At 59.0% G+C, this 20505-nt stretch carries 15 protein-coding genes; 9 read left to right on the top strand and 6 right to left on the bottom strand.

The annotated features are described in order from the left end of the window. Window positions 1–564 precede the first annotated feature (564 nt). Complete coding sequence (locus SADO_RS13595; RefSeq protein WP_353112301.1) at window positions 565–4791, top strand: NACHT domain-containing protein; 4227 nt, start codon at window positions 565–567, stop codon at window positions 4789–4791. A gap of 201 nt (window positions 4792–4992) precedes the next feature. Here SADO_RS13595 and SADO_RS13590 read toward each other — a convergent pair whose 3' ends face one another. The 5 genes from SADO_RS13590 to SADO_RS13570 form a co-directional block, all read right to left on the bottom strand. Next, entirely contained in the window at window positions 4993–5412 is a 420-nt protein-coding gene (locus SADO_RS13590; RefSeq protein WP_353112299.1) for a hypothetical protein, read from the bottom strand. Continuing rightward, the gene (locus SADO_RS13585; protein ID WP_353112297.1) at window positions 5412–6638 is read right to left on the bottom strand and encodes a DNA polymerase Y family protein; all 1227 of its coding nucleotides are present in this window, start codon (window positions 6636–6638) and stop codon (window positions 5412–5414) included. The genes SADO_RS13590 and SADO_RS13585 overlap by 1 nt, the downstream gene beginning before the upstream one ends. Window positions 6639–6817: 179 nt before the next feature. Then, window positions 6818–7390, bottom strand: a complete 573-nt coding sequence (locus tag SADO_RS13580; protein ID WP_353112295.1) for a hypothetical protein — start codon at window positions 7388–7390, stop codon at window positions 6818–6820. Window positions 7391–7415: 25 nt separating this feature from the next. Next, window positions 7416–7685, bottom strand: coding sequence for a hypothetical protein (locus tag SADO_RS13575; RefSeq protein ID WP_353112293.1), 270 nt, complete (start codon window positions 7683–7685; stop codon window positions 7416–7418). After that, on the bottom strand, window positions 7678–8496 hold the full coding sequence (locus SADO_RS13570; RefSeq protein ID WP_353112291.1) for a hypothetical protein: 819 nt from the start codon (window positions 8494–8496) through the stop codon (window positions 7678–7680). Before SADO_RS13570 ends, SADO_RS13575 begins: the two co-directional genes overlap by 8 nt. 662 nt (window positions 8497–9158) lie before the next feature. Between SADO_RS13570 and SADO_RS13565 the strand changes: the two genes are divergently transcribed. Beyond that, on the top strand, window positions 9159–9608 hold the full coding sequence (locus SADO_RS13565; RefSeq protein ID WP_353112289.1) for a hypothetical protein: 450 nt from the start codon (window positions 9159–9161) through the stop codon (window positions 9606–9608). A 1389-nt stretch (window positions 9609–10997) separates the two neighbouring features. Here the strand turns inward: SADO_RS13565 and SADO_RS13560 are convergent. After that, window positions 10998–11717, bottom strand: a complete 720-nt coding sequence (locus tag SADO_RS13560; RefSeq protein WP_353112287.1) for a nuclease-related domain-containing protein — start codon at window positions 11715–11717, stop codon at window positions 10998–11000. A gap of 741 nt (window positions 11718–12458) precedes the next feature. On the opposite strand from SADO_RS13560, the gene mobI reads away from it, so the two are divergent. From mobI to dinG, 7 genes are all read left to right on the top strand, one after another. After that, window positions 12459–12938, top strand: a complete 480-nt coding sequence (gene mobI / locus SADO_RS13555) for a conjugative transfer protein MobI(A/C) (RefSeq protein WP_353112285.1) — start codon at window positions 12459–12461, stop codon at window positions 12936–12938. Between the two features lie 51 nt (window positions 12939–12989). Beyond that, window positions 12990–13304 (top strand): hypothetical protein, encoded by a 315-nt coding sequence (locus tag SADO_RS13550; RefSeq protein ID WP_353112283.1) that lies wholly within the window; start codon window positions 12990–12992, stop codon window positions 13302–13304. Between the two features lie 476 nt (window positions 13305–13780). Further along, on the top strand, window positions 13781–15844 hold the full coding sequence (gene mobH / locus SADO_RS13545) for a MobH family relaxase (RefSeq protein ID WP_353112281.1): 2064 nt from the start codon (window positions 13781–13783) through the stop codon (window positions 15842–15844). Window positions 15845–16573: 729 nt separating this feature from the next. Beyond that, a complete protein-coding gene (locus SADO_RS13540; protein ID WP_353112279.1) occupies window positions 16574–17074 on the top strand; it encodes a hypothetical protein in 501 nt (166 codons plus the stop codon). A gap of 90 nt (window positions 17075–17164) precedes the next feature. After that, window positions 17165–17578 (top strand): hypothetical protein, encoded by a 414-nt coding sequence (locus SADO_RS13535; RefSeq protein ID WP_353112277.1) that lies wholly within the window; start codon window positions 17165–17167, stop codon window positions 17576–17578. A gap of 104 nt (window positions 17579–17682) precedes the next feature. Next, complete coding sequence (locus tag SADO_RS13530; RefSeq protein ID WP_353112275.1) at window positions 17683–17922, top strand: hypothetical protein; 240 nt, start codon at window positions 17683–17685, stop codon at window positions 17920–17922. A 427-nt stretch (window positions 17923–18349) separates the two neighbouring features. Further along, on the top strand, window positions 18350–20497 hold the full coding sequence (dinG, locus tag SADO_RS13525; protein WP_353112273.1) for an ATP-dependent DNA helicase DinG: 2148 nt from the start codon (window positions 18350–18352) through the stop codon (window positions 20495–20497). Window positions 20498–20505 lie beyond the last annotated feature (8 nt).

Here is a 20505-nt window from a genome sequence, read left to right as displayed (position 1 = left end):
GTTCTACCGCGGCGGTGTGGCGCTCAATTGACATTGCTACAGGTCGGGAGGAAGCGGCGGAGGCGCGCTATCCCCTCGTGTGATGAGTCGGTTCTGTCGCGCGTTGAACGGTGGTGCAAGAGACTGGCGCAGATCGACAAGGCGATTACCGCGTATACGCTGCGCTATCGACAGGCCGAATCAATCCCAGCGAACCGCTAGTAGAGTCGCGCGAGTCCACCCTCAATGTGCGCTACTGGCCGATTGCGACCCAAAGCTGCGTTCGGTTCGGTGACACTCAGCTTACGTGCGAAGCACGCAGCGCGGCCGTTGCGCACAGCCATTCTAGCCCCTTCCGTAGCGGCGCTAACGTCACGCGTGAAAATCAATGGAGCCTAAGGCGGCGCAAACCATTCCTACGCCGGGAATGAGCGTCGCCTTTAGAGTTATTCGTGGGAATGAAGATTTATATCGCGGCAAATTTGTTAGGTTCGAAATTTGACGCAACGTCGAGTGAACAACGATTCGCGGCTAATTAGCGACCCCAGTCGGCTCAATGAGCAGTATGCAAATAACGATATAGCTATGCATGAAATTGACTTTCAAAAAATAACGCCGCGAGGCGGAAGTGTAGAAGAGGCTTTTGAGGAACTGTGCTGTCAATTAGCCTCCAGAACTCGTCCGGCGGGGGCAAAACTGGAGCGTTATCGAGGTGATGGTGGCGACGGCGGCGTGGAATGCAAAGTCGTTTATGCGGATAGACCGGTAACCGGCTGGCAAGCCAAGTATGTTTTCGAAATCGATCGGCTCATAAAGCAGGCTGGAAAATCGCTTGAAACGGCGTTATCCATCCATCCCGACCTCGAACGCTATGTGGTTTGCTTTCCCTTCAATCTCACTGGCCCGACCGCGCGTAAAGGCAAATCCCAGACCGAAAAATTTGACGAATGGGCTCGACGCGCTGAGGCCGATGCGAATGCTCGCGGGACAACGTTGACCGTCGAACGCTGGTCGGCTCACGATATCCAGAATCTACTTCTAAAGAACGACCTTTCAGGCGGCCTGCGCCACTACTTCTTCTCCGAAACCACTTTATCGGAGCAGTGGTTTGCGGAACATATCTCCGCGGCAATGAGCTCGGCGGGACCAAGGTACAGCCCTGAAGTGAGCCTCGAGACCCCCTTGTCCGGATGGTTTACCTCCTTTGGTGAAGGTTCTAACTGGAAGACGCAACTCACGAACAAAGTCGAGATTTGCCGAAAGCAGTCGGCCCACCTTAGGGAAATGATAGAAGACAGCGGTGGTCATTCGGTGTATTCCGCTTGGCCGGAAGCTCTTTACGAGCAGGGCCAGAAGATTTCCGCCAACTCCGTCAGCTGTATTGAGAGCGCGGAAGAGCTTGCAAGCGCTCCCACTGAGAAGGGGCTTTCGAATCTACAGGTTGCGATCGAGCACCTAGTTGACGACCTCGACGGCATTGATCACCAGCTCGCCGAGGATTTAGACGCTAAGCACGGGGAAGGGATGGCGGACTCGAAGCAGTTCCGATCCTATATGGCCGAGTACAACTGCTCTTTTCCAGCGGCTAATCTCGATACGGTACGCGAGGCACGACAACAATGGCACACGTTTTCGGATTGGCTTTCATCCCCAGAGGGATTTCTCGCTTTTAAACAAGTGTTTGTTCTATCAGGGCGAGGAGGCTCGGGGAAGACTCACAGCTTGTGTGATATTGCGCAACGTCGACTGAGCGATGGTGCCTATACATGCCTCGTTTTCGGACATCAATTCAATGGTGAACCCGACCCTTGGACTCGCTTCATCGAATCGCTTGGAGTTCCACTTACGCTAGGTCGCGACGGCATTCTAGATGCGCTTGATGCAGCGGCCGAACATTCAGGGAAAAAACTTCTGGTTTGCATTGACGCGGTGAATGAGACCAATCCCAGAGTGTATTGGCTTACTCGTTTCTCCGAGTTCGCCGACGCGATAACTCGACGTGCGCATCTCAAGCTCTGCGTCTCTTGCCGTACTTCATTTCTCCCGATCTCTCTACCGAACCGCTTCGTGGACCAGGCGATTGAGCATTTGGGCTTTGCGGGCATGGAACGTGAGGCGTGCAACAGCTTTTTCTTGTACTACGACCTCGCCCCGCCGCTGGTACCAGTCCTTCAACCTGAGCTTGCGAATCCGCTCTATCTAACACTCGTTTGTCAGACTCTTAAGGCACGAGCGCTCAAGGAGCTGCCGGCAGGATGGTTTGGTATAGCGCCCGTAATTCGGGCCTTTCTTGCCCACAAAGAAGAACAGTTTGCGACGGAGCACGCCGTTTCCGTAGGCGCCTCGATAGTCAGTGGGGCCCTTATAGCGGTCGCCTCCTCGATTGCCCGACGGGGTAGTACGACACTTTGCTGGTCCGATGCTGAGTCGGCGATTCATGCGGTAAAGCCTCAGGCAAAAGGTATGAGAGTGTTGCAGTGGCTCGTTACTGCGGATCTACTGATTGAAGATGGCCCAGCAACAGAGGCCATTGGCGCGGAAAGCGTGATACGCCCGGCATTTGAGCGATTTGGCGACTTTCTCGTCGCGTCGGAAATGCTCAAAACCATCACGAGTTCGAAGTTCAAAGAAGCCTTTCAAAGGGGTGGCCAGTGTGCCCAGCTCGTAAGCACGGTGCAGGCTGTCCATGAGAACAGAGGGCTACTGTCGGCGCTTTCTGTTCTATTGCCGGAAAAACTTCGCGATGTGGAACTCTCTGATCTGATAGACAATGAGCCAATACGAGGCGAAGTCACAAAAATCGTCGTACAGTCGCTTCATCAGCGTGCAGTCGAGACATTCTCGCCAGCGACCCAGAGAATGCTTCGGGAAGCGCTCAGCAAATATGACGCGTACTCAGCAATGGATGCGATTCTCGCAGTTTCCACCCAAGTATCGGAAATCGATGCATATTGGCTTCACCAAACCTTAGGTTGGTTGTCGTTAGCTGAACGGGACGCGTTCTGGTGCGGCTACCTAAAACGAGGCTTCGAAAAAAATAGCATTGTCCGCCGATTGATTGATGCCGCTCAGCGTATTGAACTCCGGGACGTCAAAGAAAATACCGCAGAACGTTGGTGCATGGTTCTCCTTTGGTTCACCGCCGCGGCCGATCGCAGAGTAAAAGACTCTGCGACTCGAGCCACGATAGCTATTTTGCGCTATCACGCTGTCCTAGTCGTTAAGTTGGTAAGAACGCTTCTCTTCATTGATGACGATGCCGTGAGAGAGCGCACCTTACTCGTGGCTTATGGGGTCCTAACTCACTCACGCAATGAAGCCGTTCTGAAGGAGCTAGCTGACCATCTATTACATACTTATTCGGCGCGCTCGGCAGATTTCCAGAATGCGATCATCCGCGACCATATTCGGTGTATCGCGGAGTTGGCGACCAAACATGGGTGTCTTGATGACAAGCTAGATCCGACGCTCACGACCCAGCGCAACCACAACAAAGTACTATGCCCTGTTCCTCCAACGGAGGAAGAGGTGGAAGGGTTAGACGAAGGCAAAGAGCATGGCGTAAGCCTGTTGCTCCGAAGTTGTCTAAACGACGACTTCAATCACTACTCGATTAATTGTCTCGACCCCTGGAATCACGCGATGCCGAAGCCCGCCATCGGACGCTGGATCGCGAAACGAGTTTTGGACGACTTTGGGTACCGGGGTTCAAATTGCTCTGGGTATGACTCAAAAGTGACGCAAGAAACCGGCGGTGGCAGGGGAAAGCCGGCGTGGGCAGAGCGTATCGGGAAAAAGTATCAGTGGATCGCAATGTATCAACTCGCGTCCCGCCTTCACGATAGCGTTGACCGTCAAAAGGATCTGTTTACGCGCACAACCGGATGTCTTCCATTGATCTTGCAAGAGGAGCGGAAGCTAGACCCCACCATCTCTTGGCCTAAGTCAACCGAGGACTCGCCGGTTGAGTGCTGGTGGGTGGGTAATAACGTCGATCTGGCCGCCACAAAGAAACTCGACTACGCCGAATGGATTGATTGCCGAGACGATCTCCCGTCGATGGCGTCGCTGCTCGCGCCTCTACACCATGAGGATCAGAGTTGGCTGACTCTAGCTTGTTATCCGACATGGTCGGAATACGACATAGACCGTCCTTATAGCGAGCCTTGGAGGTTGACCCGGATCGACGTAAAAGGTTTCTTAGTATCGGAAGCGCAATTCGATGCTGCGGTGAGGTCGCTATCCGACCGTAACTTTTTTGGAGGATGGATGCCGAGCGGCGCGCGCTGGCTCCACACGTTCGTCGGAGAATATCCATGGGCAACCGCGTGCAACGTTGAAACCGATGACTGGCTTGGCTTCGGAACGAAAGCTCGCGGTTCTTCGGTTGAGCTCATTCCCGTTCATAACGAGATAGTTTGCGAGTGGGAATACGACGCCAGTCTTCCAGCAACTGTCGACTTTCACGTTCCTGCCCGCAGGTTTTTCGAGGCGGACCAGCTCCGCTGGAATGGGAGAAACGGATTCTCAAAACCTGATGGAAAAACTGTTTTCTGTGATCCATCAGCGTTGGAGGGCGGCCCGCCAGCCTTACTGGCAGACACTAACGATCTTTTATCTCACTTGGAGAAATTAGGCGTTCGAGTTATCTGGACCCTGCTGGGTGAGAAATTAGTTCTCAACGAAGCACCCGGTGATATGAATCGTGTGTCGTTTTCCCAAAACGCTCATCTGAATAAGGATGGCGGCATCACCATCGGTGATCGCGCCTTTTTCGATAACTACAGCAGCAGCCAAGGGCCGGCTAAGTAACTCGTTTGTCTAATGCGATCCCATCCGAACGCATGACCGCTTCTGGCCGGTAGAAGACACGCCGTACATCCGTTGGACAGCATAAGGGATCGCGCGAAGGTTTGAGCCGAATTGCCTAGCTCAAGCGGCCGAAAATCAGCTCCCTCAATCAGCCACGAGTGCGGCATGTAGCAGTATGACCCGCGTCTTAGCCCTACGGCCTCAAGTTGGAACTATGACTAGCCGCGGCCACCGCTCGAACTCTCCCACGTCGGGCGCGCAGTCAAGCGTTACCACGTAGACCCGACGCTCTCGCTCGAGCGTCGCCACACACCCCTGCAAGAACTGGCCACGCGTGACCATGAACCAGTGCTCTCGGCCGGTGACATCCCGCTCGGCGAATTCATAGACCGGTAGCCGCACGGGTTTCGGGCCGAACTGATCCCAGACACCGCCTTGCAGATGCGTCAGATGCGCCCAGCCGCCTTTTGGGAGCTTTCCCGGTTCATCCGGGCGACGCCCCCAAGGCATGAGCACGATCTGGGCGCCGCGTCGCGCCGAGACGGGCAGACACGCACTGCGATGCTGGAACCGGCTCAGGCGCTCGACCTGGCCGTGCAGATAGCGCACCGCCCAGCTCATCAGTAGTCGATCGATTCACGATGGCCACTCGGCCGCCAGCACGGCGAGATGACATTGGGCATGTCAGTGCGACGAACCAGCGGCGCCCTGTGCACGGCAAACGCGCCGAACTTCTCGTTGATGGCGTCCACTGTCGCGTTCAGACTGTCTGCGGCCGTGGTGACCGTGGCGAACAGGTCGCCTTGCTGTGCCGCCGGTCGTGGATCGAGGGCATTGATCTGCACCTGGAAGCCGCCTTGGCCACCCCAGCGCTTGTCGATGAAGGTCTTGGCCAGCGCGTAGATCGCGGCGCCATCGTCCGTCGCGGCCACCGTGCGGTACTTCGCGCCAATGCCACCGAGATCCGTGCGCAGGCTGATCGCGAAGGTCTGGGCCTCGAGGTCGTTCTTGCGCAGTCGGCGCCCGACCTTTTCGGCCATGTGCAAGTAGTACATCAGCAACAGCTCGCGATCGCGCGTGTCGGGCGCGATCACCTTGCCGTGACCGAGTGATTTCGCCGGCGCAGTTTCTTGCTGCACCGGCTCGGGATCGCGGCCCTGTGCCATCAGCCAGAGTCTGCGACCGGGATTGCCGAAGCGCTGGGCGACTGCGCTGATCGGGATACGTTTCATGTCGCCACAACGCTCGACGCCGCGGGCTTTGAGAAATGCCCCGATGCCGTCGCTGATACCGCACAGCTCGGTGACCGGCTCGTTGGCCAGCGTCGCCTCGGCATCCCAGGGTGGCACCACCGTCAGGCCGACTTTCTCGCGCTTGGCAGCCCACTTGGCTGTCGTCTTGTCGCCGCTGATGCCCACGGCACAGCGCAGCCCGGAGGCATCGAACACGGTCTGCTTGATCAGACGGCCGATCTGCTCAGCCGTGGTGTTGTAGTACGACTGGCAATGCGTCAGATCGAGGAAGGCCTCATCGACCGAGAAGATCTCTATATCGGGGGTGATGTCTTCGAGCGCAGCCATGATCGCGCTGGAGACTTCGGTGTAGCGGACGGGTCGTGACGCGACCTGGATGAAGCCAGGGCAGAGCTGCTTGGCTTCCTTCACACGCATACCGGTTTTGACTCCGAAGGCCCGTGCCTCATAGGACGCCGTGATGATGCACGTGCCGCGCTCGCCGTTGGTCACGCCGATTGGACGGCCGCGCCATTCGGGGCGGTCCATCTGTTCCACGCTTGCGAAGAATGCCGCCATGTCGATTAAGGCGATGATGCGGGGCCAGCGAGTCATAAAGCGGTGCCGAAAAGGTGTATATTTATACAATAATCACGACGAGCAACGAACCCGTCAACGATCGTCGCCCGAGTGCCCGTTCCTCGGTCATCAGGGCCGCCTACGGATCGTGAAAGCGCGCATAAAAAACCCGGCGCATGGGCCGGGTCTGCTGCTTTAAACAGGGTGGGTGGGGCTTATTCGCAGCCGCGAGCTAGTCCATCGGCATCGGCATCCGTGAATACACGCCAGTGGCGCCAGCCCCGCTCACACCAGAAGCCCCATTCGCGTGATTTCTCCGCGGTCAGGAACAGCGTCGTGACCGGACGGCCCTCATCGAGTTCGACGCGGTGCGGGTAGGCCGCTTCGCGGCGCACGAAAATATCGCCAGCCGTTCGCCGGCGGCGCACAGTGGGGCCGGCGGGGTAGTCGAGATCAGCCGGGACATGCTCCCAATAACTGCCATCGAGCAGAACGGTGACCCAGCTCCAGGGATGGTCGTGCAGCGCGCGATCGTCATCGCTACGCAGAAAGCGATGCACGTAGGCGTTCTCGAGCGCGCAATCCTGTGACTGCCAGAGGCGCTTGAGCCACGGTTCGCAGAAGGCGTCGAGCTGGTGAAACTTGCGGCGGGCGAACCACCGCAGCATGTAGGGGTTGTCAGGGTCTGGAATGTACTCGTCCGGCGCGCGATCGTCGGTATGACAGGATCGAGCCCAGTCCAGCATCTTCGACAGCGTTTCGGCGTCCAGCATGCTGTCGCGTTCCAACAATGTCTCTACCAAACCCTACGTCCTACTTGCGTGTGATCCTGATCTGCCAATCGCCGATGGGCTCGCCACCAGCCGATGCGCCGTTGAGGTCGATCGTCGCGCTATCGGCATTGCTACGGCGGGCGAGATCTACCAGCAGATGTGCAGCCATCGCGGTATGCGCACCGGTCGCACCGTACTCGTCGCCGCACATCTGAGAAAGCTGGCGCACCAGCTTGCCGAGCGCGGCATCATCCCAAGCGAGGTAGTTATCGGCAGCTTTTTCGGCTTCTGTGAGGATCAACTCAGCCATTGTTCGCTCCCGACGCGACGCGGCGCGCGACCACCATGCGGATTGTCTGGATGATGTCGCTCGCGGTCATCCACGGCGCGTTCAGGCCCAACTGGCGCAGGAACAGCGTTGCAATCCGGTAGGCGTCCTCTGGCTTCATCGGCACGGCCCGCACCGGATGATCTTTCGCCCAGGTGCGCACGAACAGCTTATTGCCCTGATCCTCGATCGAGAATCCCTTGTCGTTGTTCGCACCATGATTCTTGTATTCGCAGCTCGGAATCAGGCCGAGCAACACGCCGGCGACGACTGGCAACTCGTCACGCGTTAGCTGAACGCGCAGCTTGCTCTTCCAGTCGTACTGACGTGGGGCATTAGAGGTGGCGGAGTCCAGTGCAACCGTGAAATCGTCGCCGCGCGTTGTGGTCGGCTCGAAGCACAGGGCAGCCTTGCCGCCGTAGACGTGCATGGTGTATTCGAATTCGCGTGGCGCGCCGTCGCCGTTCTGTGCCGGCTGCGTGAGCGCCTGCTGCTGTACCGGGGCGCGAGCGCCTTCGAAGTCCGGCCCATCCTGCGGCGCGGGTCGCGGCGCGCTCTGCTGCTGCGGCGCATTCACAACGGACGCTGCCGTCGCACCCACCTCCTTGATCGCCTTTTCCACGAACGCTCGCGCGTTGCGGTCGCTGTGCATGGTTGTGACGGCGGAGATGAGCTGGTTGCGGGGTTTGGCTTCTCGCAGGCTCTTGAACTGTTGTGCCGACAAGTGCGGCAGTTGGGCCTGCTCAAGCAGAGTATTGAATGCGCGCAGGGTTCGAGGGGCGGTCGTGGTCATTTCCTTGCCTGTTCTAACGTCGTAGCTATTACAACTCCCATTGTCGTTATATGGCTGATTCTGCAAGGCGGTCGGATAAGGACGTGTTCGCCAGCCACCACAGCTGAACGCTCGACACTAGAACGGCAAGAATGTGTCGTTGATCTATCAATTCGTGGTAGCTAGCACAAGATATTAGTACAGCCTGAGTACTCACCCGGATCACGCCTACGCCACCGGTTGTCCAGCTAGCTTTGCCGAGTCTCTGCACGCGATCGAGTCCTCGTTTCTGATGCGCGACCACACCACAAGCGCGATCCGCTACATCCGCGGCTCAAGCAAGAAACGCGAATGTCTATGGGTGCGCGGATTCAGTAACAAGGTCGGCTGTAACTGCTAATTTTACAAAGGTCGCTTTCAGAACAGCGGACTGCGGCCGAAATGTAATAGCGAGAATTGGCCAGATTAGAGACTCAAGTATGTTCGGACACGATCCACGGCCGTATTGGCCCAACTTTTCTTGGCAGCCGGGTTCTGGCACGGGGGCGAGTGGGCCCATCCGCGGCTATGAGCGTCTTGAAGGCGAAGCGCGAGACTTGTCCTCGTCCAAGACTAATGGCTACCACGTTAAGACGTTTCATATCGATAACCGTCCTGTCAGCGTGGCCACACGGAACTTGTTGATGATCAGCAACGGGGATCGGGTGCGCGTTGCGGGCGCCAACCGCGCGGGCGTGATCGAGGCGGTCGCTTTCGAGAACATCACCAAGGATTACCGGATTAAACCGTCGGTGCTCAACACGCAGATCGCCATGCTGGTCGGGCTATTAATTATGGTGGTTTTCGGTCTATTCCTGGTGGCCACAGCGTTCGGAGCGATTTCACACGCACTGACCGGCACGGCTTCGGCAGCTTCCGCCTGGTTCGCGCTCGGCGTCCCAGCGCTTTTTCTTGGACTCGGTGGGTTGATCTACCGCCAAGGGCGTTTCAATCATCGCAGCCTCCAGGCACTGGGCGACGGATCGGCGCATACAGCCCAATCCCCAGTTATCACAGCTCCCGAACAAGCGGCTGTACCTATGGCAACCCGTAAGCGTAAGGCGCGCCGTAGCGAATCGGATTTGTGGGAGTAGAGAAGTCCAACTGGGGCACGCAACTGCCACGCTTGTTGGTCACTGCAAGCGGGGGAGGTATTTGTCCAGGTGTGACGCCTAGTACACGCGGCGCGGGTGCGATCCAGCGCTATCGTAGTCGCAGTCCGCGGGTTCATGATGGCCACCGCCGGCTTGGGTATGTCGAATCACAATTCGGCGGCTGGAGCTTGCTCGTCATGCCGCCGGTGGCGTGGAGCACATCTCTGGCGGGTTCGCCGGCACAGGGTGCCATGACTGGATCGGTCGGCCCGAGATCGGTCTGACATAGGTGATCTATCAGCCCCTTGCGGATTCTCTGACCTAGCAGAAACTCGCCTGTAGCTAACCCCGACCATATTGGGAAGTGGAGGTGCACGATGAGACTTCGATTCCGGAAAGTGGTGCGTACGAGCCTTGCGAACGAGCTCAACAAGCTAGCTTGGTGGCTCCTGGCCGGCAGCGTACTTTGCATTACAGTATTCGAGGCCGAAATATGGGTGATGGCCAGTGCCGTCATGGCGTGGATGACACTCGAAGGGGTCACTCTGATGCTGCGTGCTTTGGATGACGACATAAATCGGACAACGCAATGACGGACCATTTAGAAGAACGAGATCTTGAATTTCGATCGAGACCGGTATGGTCATCGAAAAGTGACTGGCTAGCGAGGATCAGGCGATGGTGACCTACGTAATTTTTGGCCTACAGCTATTTGCGGTTCTGATCGCGTGCTTCATCGGGTATATCGGCGTCATATCGAAGCGCGAAGAAATTCAGGCCCGATGTAAACTGGCGCAACGGAAAAACCACGGATCGCATCACCAGTCACGCACGACTGATTCAATGTGATGTAGGCGTGCTCTTTGCAGACCGAAGCGAGGCATATATGTGGCTCGATTTGTTGAGGTCTGCTGTGACGCCTGGATGGCTAGACAATCCCTGCGCTACGCAAGCTGCGTGGATCGGGCGTTCACGTTGTGTCGCCCAAGTCGTTTTATAAGGGTGCGTCGAACGTGTGCGGAATGTTTGGCGCTAAATCGTGTGGCGCGCCTCTTCGCAGTTGCTGTTATTCCCCAAGATCGTTTCAAGGCTGGGCCCCATCTGGGGCCCGCTCGGGGCCCAAGTGGGGCCCAACGGCCGTTGCTAGCGCTGTAGCCGATCCGCTTGGGCCCCAACTCGGCCCCGATTGGGCCCCAGATGGGGACGAAGCCTCTGTTGCGATCTTTCGTCGAAGATAGAAGTCTGAACACGCTATCGTCGCCAAGCGTAGCCGCGCCGGCAGGCTTGCTGACTTTGACCATAGAGATCCAGCGGTATCGCCGTTCAAGCGACGGGCGAAGGGGCGGGGATAGGAGCCGCCCACTTCTGTGGGCAACGGATTGGCGAGCGTCATCGATGCGTCTCACGTGGCAACAATGCGTTGCGGATCTGCGTGACCTTGAAATCTTCCAGTAGTCGCACGTTGGAGCTAAAAAGCGCGTGCTCGATACATCGCGTATCGAAAGCCAGTATCGGCGCAGGTTGGATTTGGTTGTTTTGCCACTGTGTGTGGCGACTGCCGCTAATGACCAGCGGATTGACCCATACTCGTATCCCTCGCCGTTTGAGGTGCTCGCGTAGCGCGCGGGCTTGGCCAGTCGCCTGGCGCACCGGATTGCGCGTTTGCGAGTAGTACACGGTGCCCCCGCGGCCGACTTTCCGTACCGGCCAGTAGCGCTTGTGAGCGCTATCGGCTATTACAACGCCCCGATTACTTTTCACTCCTACAACGCAGACCCCTGTAGGGCCGACGATAACGGCGTCGAGCACGGTGACGTCCGGATGCGAATACGGGTTCGGTATCTCTAACTGTGTGAAAAGGCTGTAGCCATCAGGCAGGAGTCGAGCGATTCGACGAGCAACCGCGACCTGTCCGCGATAGGCCACCCGTCGGGAAGCTGGCACGCTCATCCAGTTGAGTGTTAAACCGCCAAATACCAATAGCGCCAGCGGCTCTTGCGTGCCGAAAAGAGCGAACAACATGGGCAGTGCGGTTACGCTCCAAAGCAGCAAGCGCCAGCGCTGGCGAATGTAATCCCGGGGAAAAGAAAGATAGGTCAGAGCGGCCATTGGGGCTCCAGAGAAGCCGTACAGCGTGTGCACGGCGGAAACCCTTAGCGTCCCTTCGTCTGAGGATTGTGCAACTGGGTCCTAAGACGGTTGCAGCCTTACAGAGCACCTCCGCTTGCCACGGATAGGCCTGCTTAGGCGCGCGTGGAAAACGCCATTAGCGGCGCGCCGCCCGGTCGAACAGGATGCCTAGCGCCGTTCGAGGCCTCATCCCGCCCATCGTCCAGAGCCGTTCTGTCCGCCCAACTATGAATAGGGCACCACGCACCGATTGGCCAACTACGCGCGTGCGCACACACACGGTGGGCATTCGAGCCAGCTGTCCGCTATTCATAGTTGAGCAGTTGGGCGTTATCGCACCCCAGCCGGTCTGTGACGTAGTAGAAAAAGCACGATTTTCGACGTTTTGCGCCCGCCGAATCGCCTGTCTCAAGCCCAGACTTATCACTCGACCTACTCAACTATGAATAGGGCAATACGCTCCCAGTGCTCAACTTTCATAAAGCGTGTAAGTGCGCCAGTCACCCTCTATTCATAGTTGGGCGAACGGCACGATATCGGGCTTCGATTTTGGCTCTGGTGGTACATATCAACGGGCACCCAACCGCTCAACTATGAATGAGGTCATCAGACAGCAAGTGCCCAACTTTCCGCGTGCGCACGCGCGCGCGGTGGGCACTTCTGTCTAGCGCCCTATGAATAGAGAAATGGGCAGTTGTGTGCCATGTAACGAGACGCTGAATGAACGAAAGACAGGAACATCTGCTGGATCTTGTGCTGGAACACCTCACCGGTTACGCCGATGAGCTCAAGGACCAGGCCATGGCGGGCGCCGACCAATTTTGGATCAAGCACCATGAGGTGCGTAAGACCCGTCCGAAGCACGAATGGGGCTTTGTGGGCGTGCGGGTCCGACAACGCGCCGGCGCGGTAATGGTCGAGTGGTTCCGCGCGAAATATTGGCAGAAGCGTCGGTCCGCCGACGGTGGCGAGTCGAATATGCCTGCGCTTGAGTATCTCGCGCGCGGCAAAGCGATGCGCTACAGCGTGCATCCCTTTGAGCGCGTGAAAGCCAAGCCTTGGGAAATCGAGCTCGCGATGGAGCTCGAAAAGCAGTTCGAGATGATCCGACGACAGAGCCAGATGCTCGGCAAGATTCGCCGCTATATCCATGAGACTCGACGTGCAGACAGTCGGGCTCAGGAAAAAATATCGACTTGACGTTTCGGCGGTCTGTGGAGAATCAAATCGACATTCATTGCCGAGAAGCTGATGACCCACTCCACAGTGACCGAGACCCCTGAGTTCTGGCGCGCCGTCTACGACGCGTGTCAGCTGACCGAGGTGCCCGGGGCCCCATCTTTCGTTAGATTTCTTGAACGGCCCCGGGCGTATCTCGACGAATTTGGACAGAGCGAGGCGCTGGCCAGCATGGCGGCCGGATTTCACCCTCTGCTGCCGATTCAGGTTGCGATCGCGAAGCGGCTGCGTGCTGAGACACAGCGCGAATTCCCTTCGAGCAAGGCGCGACGCCAGCTGTCAGTTAGCAACCAAGCGGATAGTTTCGTATTGGAACGCAGCGAGTAGTCCAGTTCAGGGCAGACCGAGCTGGGCTTGTCGTTTGGCAAGTGTTATGTGAAGAGCCTTAACGCAAAGCACACCGTAGCGCTCATGCCGAGCGCGGCCTGGGCATCGACACCCAGAAAGGTTAATACGGCGGCAAGGGCCACGGAAATGATCAGAGCTGGGAATAGAAAAGTCATAGCAGTTAGTCGTGTTAAGTGAGTAACTGCAGTGGGGCTAGGGCGGACAAATCTCGTTCTCGCCTAACTGCTGCGATCGCACCTGCCTATTTGTCTGACTGCGCGGGTCTCAGACCCGACTATCTGACCAGTAGGCAAGGTGCTCCGAACGATCTCGCAACGATGAATAGAGTAAGAGTGAGAGCTTCGACGCGTACAGATCAGCTCATGAGAAGCGTCAAAAATCGGCATTTATCGCCCGCACGGTTGCGGAGGCCACACCGAGAATAAACAGCATGCCAACCAACCTGAGAACTCAGCATGCTCAAGAAAATTGCCTCCTTATTCAGCTCTTCGTCCGATATGACGGCCGCTGACCTTGACGCCCCTCACTACCCACCCCTGCCCAAGGGCATCCCAGCCGTACGAGAATCGACGCTGTTAAAGCCCCACGTCGAACTGATAAAACAGATCCATCAGGCGGTGATGTTCAAGCGTAGTGATTTCGACGCACTAGTCCTGCCGGTTCTTCAACGCTACGCAGCTTTTGTTCACCTGCTGCCTGCTTCCGAAGCGCATCATCACCGCGGGGAGGGCGGTCTTCTACACCACGGTCTTGAGGTGGCCTTTCTGGCGACACGCTCGTCCGAAGATGTTGTGTTCGGGGCACGCGAGGTGCCCCAGCGGCGTCTCGCGTTGGAGCCTCGCTGGCGTCTCGCAGTCTGCATGGCAGCTTTGACCCATGACATCGGCAAGGTGGTAACCGATGTTTCGGTCACCGATAGCACGGGCAAGCACCGATGGGACTGCTGTTCGCAGTCCATAGCTGACTGGTCCGCACGTCACAAGATCGACCGTTACTTTTTGAGCTGGCACCCCGATCGGCAAAGCGAGCACGAAATGATGAGCGCGCTTGTCTTGGATCGGGTGCTGACTACAGAGATCCGGACCTATTTGGGCAGTATGGGCCCGGAGATCATGCAGGCGATGATGAGTGCGGTCCTGCATAGGACATCAGACCCAGGGCATATCGCTCGTCTGGTAAGACATGCTGACTCCGCCTCAGTAGAACGCGATATGCGGCGCCAGCCGACCCCGGGAAATGTGTCGCATGGAGTCCCGGTGGAACGCTATCTTCTCGACGCGATGCGTCGGCTAGTCAAGAGCGGACAGTGGAAAGTTAACGAGAAGGGCGCTCGCCTATGGATGTTAAACGGAGACTTGCACATCGTCTGGCATGCGGCTGTAGAAGACGTCACGAAGTTGCTAAGTCAGGACAAGGTTCCGGGTGTACCGCGTGATCCGGATGCCATGGCCGACGTACTGATCGACCGTGCGCTGGCCAGTCCGCGGGAAACCCACAGTACGACCTATCGGTATTGGCGCATGTGTTCTGTGTCCTTTACCGGCGCCACCCCGCAATCGCTACTCATGCTCCGGCTGAGCAGTCCCCAGCTCCTGCTGGATGTCGAGCCACTATCTATACCTGCCCAGGTCATGGATACGCTAGCGGGCGGGGAAACCGAACAATCGGGTGCCGAAACGATCGCCAGAGTTGATGACGCAGCGGTCCCAGAGCCTCACTTGGCGTCGCCAGCCATCATGGAGCGGCCAACGAGGTCTCGTTTCGATGCGGGCCACGCTGATCTGTTGTTGGAAAGGATTTTTGCAGAAGGAGAGTGGGGCAAACATCTATTCGAGCACAACGGTCAGGTTGTCATCGCTTACCCTGAGGGTGCGGCACTGGCCGCGCAACCGGCCGAAGTGCAGCGCTTGCTCGGTGACGAAGGCATCGTCGTACCCGATCCAATGAGCTCACTGGTCATCGTGCGGTTCTTCAATGGACGCAAAGGCATCATGCTCACCCCACGTATTTCGGCCCTGATCCTTGATCGGCACGGGCGAGAGACGACGGTGCTTTCGCAAGAAGCCCAGGAGACGAGGGCTCAAGAGCAGGAAGCGCTTACCGTCGAAGCAATCCAGGCGGGGCAGGGTAAGTCTGACCAGAACGCGGCGTGGCCCGACGATAGCCAGGTGCCAAAGAATAGGGGCCGGCGTAAGCGAGGCAAGAAGAAGCCGTCGATGTCTGACCAGGCGGCCGTCGTTGCCCACGGCGCTGTCCAGTCGAGCACGAACGAGCCGCTGGATCGGTGCGTTGCCGCGCTCCTAGCGACCGTGCGCGAGGGCACGGGCCGTATTGGTCAGCCGTGCAAAGTCGAGGGCGACTGGATTCGTGTACCGCAATACCTGGTCGGGCACGCAGCTTCAGAGTTCGGCGATGCTCAGGTAATGACTACAGAGCTTCGTGGTGCTCTTCTGAAGCATCCTGATGTCGAGGTCCGAGACCCGAAAAGCTTGTCGGTCCGCGCAATACCGACAGATTGAGACCCATCGCCCTGTGGTAGTCATTTAGACCATCGCACTCTCGAAGTGATTCGCAAGCACTCAAGTTGCAGGATGCCGCGCTCGAGGAGAATAGATCAGATCGATGCGACAACAGGCCGGGCCCGGCCGTTAGCCGGGGTGGGACAAGCTGGCGGTGTCCCGGTCGTCATAGCCGAATAACCACCCGCAGTCAGAGAGGGGCCCGCTCTAATACGGCACCTGCGCCCGCGCGATCTGACCGTTTGCCTCATTATCGGCACGTAGTCTCACGCCCGGCGGCTTCGAGTGATAACCGAAGCCGCCCGGCAATTTGTCCCATACGGCTGCAGACTTTGATAACCAGGGGCGCCTTGCGGATTCCGCGACCTGTTCTACGTTTGCATCGTCCTCCCTTCGCAACTGGCGAAAAGTGACGAAATGCAGCCGTTTACGCCCCTATGCACTACCTCCACCGTTCTACAACCCCGACACGGCTGTACGTGCATGAATGGCTACCTGCTCAAGAGTATTTCCAAGCATCCGAAAGAGGGTGATACACAGTCTGAGCCGGGCTCTGTCGTGGCAAGTGGCTCTTGACCGCTTGTCGTTGCGATACCGCGCCTGGACCGCCGCTGGGCTACCGCGATACAGCGGCCCAGTGCCGGCCTATTTGCGAAGCCGACTGGCGCGCCAGTCAGGCGGTGGCGATGGATCCCTCGGATTCGGGTGCGATGGCACAGGAACCAACCCATGCAAAGACTGCTTGAACTGACCCGCAAGGAAATCGAACTCACAGCCTGGAGTCACGTCGAGAGCGCCCACGAGCCCATGGATGGCAAGGAGCCTGACGCGTTCGCCGATGACGGCGTGGATGTCGTCGCCGACGTGCGCGGCTACACACTTCTCAAGGGCACAACACCACTGGGCAACGAGCTGACCGTGCTCGTCAACTGGATCTGCTACGGCGAGAAGAGTCGTCATCTCCCCGGGGTTTATATCTACTACCCACCGGTGCCCGATCTGGCCAAGCGGCCGGGTCTGACGCTGATGGAGTATGCCGTAGTGCACGATGACGACGGTTGCGCACTGAGCACGTGCGAGCTGACCCGCGTGCTGGGGAGCAGCACCTGGTCATCGAAGTGGTTCACCCAAGCGATTGCCTGCCTGCCACGCAATCCGCACATCGTAACCAGCCAGCGCGCGCCCGCCCCTCGTTCTGGCGCAAATTCACTGAGCGAATACGAATCCTGAATCGAACTGACGCAGCCACTGCATGACGGCTCGCAGGCCGAGCCCGGTCTGGCTCACAATGTGCATCGATTTTTCTCGCACGCTGCCTACATGAACCACGACACACCCATGGCCGAGGTCATCGCCGGCATGGCCCGGGCCGAACACGCCGCCTGCTACGAATTCGTGCGTCGTCAGACGCGCGAGGATCAGCAGGCCCTCGAGACCGGCGCGATCCTGCTACGCGATATCGCCACCGATCTGCGCGCACGCGATGTCGTGGCTCTGATGGCGTGGAAATCCCCCGAGACCTACGACCCCGTGCCTGAAGCGCTGCTCAAGCAAGCCCTCAAGGGCGCGGCCGGCAACGACACCGCGCGCGTGCGCGGCGCGCTCGAGCCGATGGCCTTCGCCGATCTATGCGCCATGGCCACCGCGGCGGATTATCTACGCCAGGCGGCCCAGCACCTGCGTCTGTACGGCGGGCACGGCAACGCAGCGAAGCCCCAGCGCGAGCTGATCTGAGAAAATTTTTAAGCATTTTTGATCAAAAATGCGACCGCCTGAAACGCTTTGCGCCGATCGCCCGAGCGAGTTCCGCGCGGGAATTTCGACCACGGACCGACCCGATGAAACTCTCCGATCTGCGCACCGCGATCGCGTTCTATCGCGGCAAGATCCGCGCCCAGGTCAATCGCGGCCCGATCTATGACGACTACATCATCGTGATTCGCTTTGGCAGCAATGAATGGGCCGTAGTGGAGACCGGCGCCGGCGCCTACCGCACCTTCAAGACGATCGATGCCGCCGTCCGCGTCGTTCACCAGCTCGGCCTCTCCCATGCCGAGGTCGAGACACGCCCGCGATAGAGCGCCTGCCGTTCTGGCAGAACAGGGCGCAGGCAACGCGTCCACACACGACCGCCATCTCGTGATGTCGAGGCCCGGCGCGACCGGCACCTGGTTACATCTGAAGCCACCGCATCGGGTTTTTATCAGCGCGTGCACAAATGCGCGTTTACGGGGCTTGCACATTCCGGCGGCCGTGGAGAATGGAACCCATCAACGCAACAACAGGCCGGCCCCAGCCGCTAACCGGGGTGGGACAAGCTGGAGGGTGTCCCGGTCCACATAGCCGAATAACCGCCAGCAGTCAGAGAGTGGGTTCGCTCTAACACAGCACCTCCGCCTGCGTGATCTGACCGGATTGCCTCGTCATCGGCACGCCTCGCTGACGCTGGGCGGCTTCAACCCCGAAGCCGCCCGGCGGGCAGCCCCTAATTCGAAGGACATGGCAATGGACGACAAGACCGACAACGAATCCATCGAGACGCCGCTCGCCGAGATCCATGACGCACACGCCCAGGTCGTGCAGACCATGCCCGGCTTTCGAGAGCGCGAAGGCCAGTGCCAGATGATCGACGCGATTGCCTACACGCTCCTGGGCGGTACGGCATCGCCGCTGATCGCGATCGAGGGTCAGACCGGTACCGGCAAGACGCTGGGCTATCTGTTGCCGGCGATCCCGGCTGCCAAGGCCCGCAAGAAGTCCCTGATCGTGACCACGGCCACCACTGCGCTGCAAAGCCAGCTGATGCGCAATGAGCTGCCTGCGCTAGCCAAGTATTCCGGTCTGCAATTCACCGCGGTAATGGCGAAGGGCCGTTCGCGCTATGCCTGTCCGTTCCGGATTGAGACTGCACTCGCCCAGGGCGGTGGCCATGCCGATATGTTCGGCCCCGACGCCGATCTGCCGGATAACACGGGCGGCTTCACCCCGAATGAAGACCAAAGCGCGCTGCTCGCCGATCTCCAGCTTCAGCTCACCACAGGCGAATGGGATGGCTGCAAGGACGAACTCGATGAGGACATCGATTCGCGCCTGTGGTCGGCGATCTCGAGCACGCCGCACAGCTGCACCGGCCCGAATCAGTGCGCTCCGCGCGGCCTATGCCCGTTTCATCGCTCGCGTGCGGACATGCGCGAGGCCGACGTCATCGTGGCCAATCACGATCTCGTGCTCTCCGATGTCTTTCTTGGCGGCGGCATCGTACTGCCCGATCCAAAGGACACGTTCTATATCTTCGACGAGGGCCATCACCTGCCGGAGAAGGCCGTAGAGCACGGCTCGGCCCGTAGCTCGATCGGTGCCATGCGTGAGCATGTGCGATCGCTACAGCGGCTGCTGCCCAAGCTGCCGGCCCATATCGCACGCCCGGATATCCGCGAGCCGGCCAAGGACGCCGAATCGGCGCTCAAGGCCCTTGGTGTGGCCTACGGCGAGCTTACGTTCACCCAGGATCGTGACGAGCTGTTTCGTTATCGCGCGCCGCACGGCAAGTTGCCCGAGCCGGTCCGCGAGGCCGCCAACGCGCTGCACGCCGAGATGGCGGTGCTCTGGGAAGTGGCCAACGACATGGCCGAAGAACTCGACGACAAGGAAGGCAGCGCGGGCGCTCAGCAAATCGCGCGTGTGCTGGGCCCGGAGATGGGCAAGCTCTCCGGTCTGCTGGAGAACGATCTGCGTCTGCTGCGTCTGCTCAAGACAGAGCAACCCGATGATGCACCGCCGATCGCGCGCTGGGCCGAGCACGACAACAACGAACTCTGGCTGGAGGCCGCGCCGGTGACGGCCGCGCCCATGCTGCGCACGATGCTCTGGGACAAGTGCGCAGGGGCTGTGATCACCTCGGCGACGCTGACCTCGCTCAACCGCTGGTCGCGCGTTCGGGCCAAGGCCGGCTTGAGCGGCAGCGACGGTACCCAGTATCTGCGCCTGCTTTCGCCGTTCGACTATCCGCGGATCGCCGAACTGCGCGTGCCGTGGATGAAGCACGACGGGGGCCAGGCGAACGGACACACCGAGGAGATCAAGGCGATGATGCCGTCGCTACTGGCGCACTGTTCGAGCGGGACGCTGGTGCTGTTCGCTTCGTGGTATCAGCTCAACGCCGTCTACAAGAGCCTGCCAGCACCGCAGAAAAAGCAGGTGCTGTGTCAGGGCAAGCTCAGCCGCGACACGCTGGTCGCCCGTCATCGCAAGGCGGTCGCCGCCGGCAAAGCCAGTGTCATCTTCCGACTGGCGAGCATGGCCGAGGGCGTGGATCTGGCGGGCTCGGCCTGCGAGCACGTCATCATCGCCAAGCTGCCGTTCGCGCCGCCGACCTCGCCGATCGAGGCCACGCGCGCCGAGTGGCTGGAGAAGCACCGCAAGAACCCGTTTATGACCATGGCCGTGCCGGATGCCTCGCTCAAGCTGATTCAGGCCTGTGGCCGGTTGATTCGCTGCGAGACCGATCAGGGGCGCATCACCTTGCTCGATCGCCGGATCGTGACCAAACGCTACGGCAAGCAGCTGCTGGACTCGCTGCCGCCGTTTCACCAGAGCATCGAGCGCAAGCCGCCGCCTGCGCCTGAGAACACCCGTCAGGCGGCGTTCACCTGATACCTGAA

This window comes from Salinisphaera dokdonensis CL-ES53 (assembly GCF_040361215.1).
In the GTDB taxonomy this organism is placed as follows: domain Bacteria; phylum Pseudomonadota; class Gammaproteobacteria; order Nevskiales; family Salinisphaeraceae; genus Salinisphaera; species Salinisphaera dokdonensis.
This window is presented reverse-complemented; position numbering and strand designations above follow the sequence as displayed.